This window comes from Kitasatospora sp. NPDC088346 (genome assembly GCF_044740765.1).
Classification (GTDB): Bacteria; Actinomycetota; Actinomycetes; order Streptomycetales; family Streptomycetaceae; genus Kitasatospora.
This window is the reverse complement of sequence record NZ_JBIURH010000134.1, coordinates 1-3,776: the sequence shown is the minus strand read 5'-3', so window position 1 is coordinate 3,776 and position 3,776 is coordinate 1. Positions and strand designations below refer to the sequence as shown.

Sequence of the window (3,776 nt, the reverse complement as noted above, 5' to 3'; positions counted from 1 at the left end):
GCGGCATTGGAAGTGGTCAACTGAGTGCGCAGCGGGTCTCCTTGAACGAGCCGGGTCTCGACAACCACGTCTCTACCGAGGAGCCCGCTCTTTCAAGCCCACCGCGCCACCAGCACCTGTGTGCGAGGCATCACCCACCCGAGATAGCCGAACGCCAATCGCTTCACCACCACGCTCTCAACGATTTTGATCGCCCGGGCCTACGTCATCCGAGGCGCCCGACTGGCCATCCGGGTCAAAGTTGAACATGTTCAATATTCCTGGCAGGGTGTGTACACCCAAGGTGTGCCTGCATCGGCAACCATGCGACCGCGATCGGGAGGGCTTGCTGTGGCGCGGACACGGTCACAAAGGTGGGCCGTCGGAGGTGTGGCGGTCATGTTGTGCGTGCTGTGCGCGTGCGCTGGACCTGCCCAGTACGACGGCGAAGGACCTGGACTCCATGACGTGGCCGCGGCTGAGGCAACCGGTCTCTGGGAGGGCGCGGAGCAGACTCGGTTGACGCTCAACCAGGACGGGACAGCTCTCGTTGAGCGACTTGATGGCGTTGAATTCGATTTCGACGACGGCTGGCGACTTTCCGGCACCGGCAAGTGGGAGTTGACCGACCGGGCCAGCGGGCAGAACGTTCTCGTCACCATGACCACCCGGACCGGGGTCGATGCGCGGGAGGTCTCGCCGCCGGCGCAGAAGTCGGTCGCGGCGCCCCTGACGTACACGTGGCGCTTCCATGTCCGTCGCGATGCCCGCGGGAGTCTGGAACTGTTCTTCCTCTTCGATGATCCCGACATCGGGAACCTGTACCTGCTGCGACACGCCAGCGCTTCGAGCCCCGCCGCCCCGAGTTGATCGCCTGTATACCACCGCCATCGTTTGCCCAGCGCGATCCGGGCGGACCCGCACGTCGCTTTCAGCGACGGGCGGATCGTCCCGTCCGGGAGAGGAAGGTGTTGATGGCGTTGTAGGAGAGCGGCGTGTCGTGGTCGTCCATCATTCGCGCCCAGATCTGCGCGGTCGATCGGCCTGCCCCGGCCAGGGCCCGGATGCGGCGGCGCTGGGTGTCATTGTTCGGGATGGTGCGGGCCAGGCGGCGGGATGGTTGCTGCTGGACGGCTGTGCGAAGCTCCGTGGGACGTAGTCCGTATCGCCGGGCGACGAGCCGCCAGGGAAGGCCCTTGCGTAGGTCTGAGGCTGCGAACAGCAGGTCGACCGCGGGTCGGAAGTCGTCTCCCCGGGGCTCGGACCGCGGTGCGGGGCCGCGCCGCTCGGGCAGGGGTCGGCCGGGTGCGTCAACGAGCGCGCGCTGCAGATCGGCCGGTCGGCGTCCGGCGAGTTGGGCGAGGAGGACGATGTCGGGCTTGCCGGAGTTGGACTTCGGGTGGTCACGTTGTTGAGGTAGCTGGGCTTGAGGTGGTTGGCCCGTGCGAGCCTGCGCAGGTAGTTGTCGGTGCCTTCGCCGAGCCGGGGATGAACGCGGACAGGAAGGGGCCGCAGCGGCGGTCCGGCGCTGAGGTCGTTCAACGGCGGCCGCCGGAGGGTGCGGTACGGGAAAGGGTCTGGGCGGCGTGGTCGAGCGGGATGGCGTCCAGGCCGTCCTTGGTGATCTTCTCGGCGCCGGTGAGGATGGCATCGATGGCGGCGCCGCGGATCTGGTGGGACAGGGCGCCGATCATGCCGCTGGTGCGGTGATGGAGATGGCGGTCGAGGGCGACGAGCGTGCCAGGCTGGTGGTTGTGGAGCAGAAGGTGCTCTTCCAGGGTGGCGACAAGGCCGGTCCACTCTTCGCCGTAGGGGAAGGGCCGGGTGGGCAGGAGGGTGAAGCGGCCGGCGATCTGCGCGCCGCGGGTGCCGGACAGCAGGTTGGTGCGCTCGATGTCGGCGACGATCCACTCGTCCAGCAGCTCCTGGAGTTCCAGCAGCGACCAGAGCCGGTCGCGCTCGGGGTGGCGGCCGCGGTGGTCGGTGCTGCGGCCCAGGTGTCCGGGCAGGAACTGGACGAACAGCGATGCGATCGAGGCCAGCATCTTCTCGATGTGGCCCTTCTCGAAGCCGGAGCCCTTGTGCGCGGGCTGGAAGTCGATCTCCAGGAACCGGCAGGACGACTTGAAGTTGCGGGAGATGAACGCCTTCCCGTGGTCGCAGACGATCATCTCCGGGACGATCACCGGCCGGGCCGCGGCGTGCTCCAGGCGCTTGTCCAGGCTCAGCAGTCGGCGGTGCGGCAGCACCGAGCGCGACATCCGCAGGGCCTCCGCCCAGCCCGGCCGCTGCGGCTCCGGGGTGACGGTGCGGGCCAGCAGCACGCTCGCGTCGACCGCCTTGGTGGTCGGCCGCAGCACCGCCGCGGTGAGGTGCGCGTCGCCACGTCGATCATCGCGGTCAGCTCGATCCGGCCCGGGACGCCGTCGTCCAGCAGGACCATCACGTCCATCGGCGTGGAGTCGATCTGCATCACCTCGCCCGGCGCGAACGCCGCCAGCTCGCCGAACGGGGTCTTCGCGCCGTGGGCCCGGGAGCGGCGGGTGCTTGCGGCGCCGAAGGTGTGGGTGCCGCGGGTGAGCTTCGCCAGCAGCCGGTAGGGCGTGTTCCGCGAGGGCAGCTCGATGCCCTGGGTCTCGGGCGTCTGGCGCAGGATCTCCCCGGTTCGCCAGATCAGGTAGGAGCCGGTGCGGGTGGAGGCGTCGACGCCCTCGCTGATCGCCGTGCGCATCGCCGCGACCACTCGCGCATCGACCGCTGTGAACTCCGGGGTCCTGGGGGCGGCGCGGCGGTCGACCAGGCCGAGCACGCCGTCGGCCTGGTACTTGCGCCGCAGGTTGGCGATCGCGCTGGCCGACACCTCGTGGCCGGCCGCCGTCAGCTCGGCGGCCTTCGCTCGCTGCCGGGCCGTCAACGATGTCCCCAGCCCGTAGCCCGGGCGCGGCGCAGTGTCCGGGACGGCGTCCGGGCGGTAGCCGTGCAGGACTTCGAGGATGTGGTCTTCCCACCACAGAGCCTTCTCGACCGCCTGCGGCGGGAACGTCTCCAGCCGGGACTGCGCCGGCAGCGGCGTGCGGACCGGCAGGTCGACCACGGCGAAGTCGGGGTCGACCGTCAGCTCGCCGATCGGCACCTCGACCCGGCCGCCGTCGGCGTCCGACAGCGTCGCCGACTTCGCAGTGACGCCCACGATCGCCCGAACCTGCCCGGCGAAGCGCACCCACGCGCCGACCACGATCCGGGCCGGCCGCCGCATCCCGCTCATCGCGCCCGCCTCCTGGCGACGACCGACGTGGTCGACGACAGCGGCGCGCTCTCCAGGTCCGCGGCCAGGTCGCCGTGCCACAGCAGGTGGAACAGCACAGGCAGCACTATCAGCGGATCGCCCGCCCGCGCTGCCCCGGCCCGAAGCGGCCTCCCGACCGCGAACACGTCGAGCAGCCGCGCGGCGATCTCCGGATCGGCGCACCGGCGCCGGCGGTAACGCGACAGCCAGCGCACGTTCTCCATCAACACCGGCTCCGGCTCGCCGACCCGGACGAAGTCCCAGCCCACCGCCCGGCAGGCTCGTTCCGTCGCGGCGAACGCCTCGGCGTCCGCCCGTTCGATCCGGTCGTCGGCCCTCACGTCCACCACCCGGCCCCGGCCGTCGGCCAGCCGCACGAAGTAGTCCGGAGCGTGTCGGCGCTGTCGCTGCCCGTCGCGGAAGATTTCAAGTCCAGTGAGACGGTCGTGAGGCTATGAGGTTTGTGGTGCGGGCTCGCGGCGCTTGGCGGGGTCGTTGATCCACGCCGTCG

The 3,776-nt window shown here is 70.2% G+C and carries 3 protein-coding genes and 1 pseudogene; 1 reads left to right on the top strand and 3 read right to left on the bottom strand.

The features are described 5' to 3' along the window. The first annotated feature begins 498 nt into the window (after positions 1–498). The gene (locus tag ACIOFR_RS41885) at positions 499–849 is read left to right on the top strand and encodes a hypothetical protein (RefSeq protein ID WP_401006035.1); all 351 of its coding nucleotides are present in this window, start codon (positions 499–501) and stop codon (positions 847–849) included. A gap of 668 nt (positions 850–1,517) precedes the next feature. On the opposite strand, the pseudogene ACIOFR_RS41880 reads toward ACIOFR_RS41885, so the two are convergent. From ACIOFR_RS41880 to ACIOFR_RS41870, 3 genes and pseudogenes are all read right to left on the bottom strand, one after another. After that, a pseudogene (locus tag ACIOFR_RS41880) lies at positions 1,518–1,877 on the bottom strand (ATP/GTP-binding protein); the annotation flags it as partial. Positions 1,878–2,203: 326 nt separating this feature from the next. After that, positions 2,204–3,244 carry a hypothetical protein gene (locus tag ACIOFR_RS41875; protein WP_401006034.1) on the bottom strand — a complete coding sequence of 347 codons (1,041 nt, stop codon included), beginning with the start codon at positions 3,242–3,244 and terminating at the stop codon, positions 2,204–2,206. Continuing rightward, on the bottom strand, positions 3,241–3,690 hold the full coding sequence (locus ACIOFR_RS41870) for a TnsA-like heteromeric transposase endonuclease subunit (RefSeq protein ID WP_401006037.1): 450 nt from the start codon (positions 3,688–3,690) through the stop codon (positions 3,241–3,243). Before ACIOFR_RS41870 ends, ACIOFR_RS41875 begins: the two co-directional genes overlap by 4 nt. Between the last annotated feature and the right edge of the window lie 86 nt (positions 3,691–3,776).

Excerpts from the sequence above, each read along its gene's own strand:
- ACIOFR_RS41875 (WP_401006034.1), bottom strand. The coding sequence starts at position 3,244 with ATGAGCGGGATGCGGCGGCCGGCCCGGATCGTGGTCGGCGCGTGGGTG.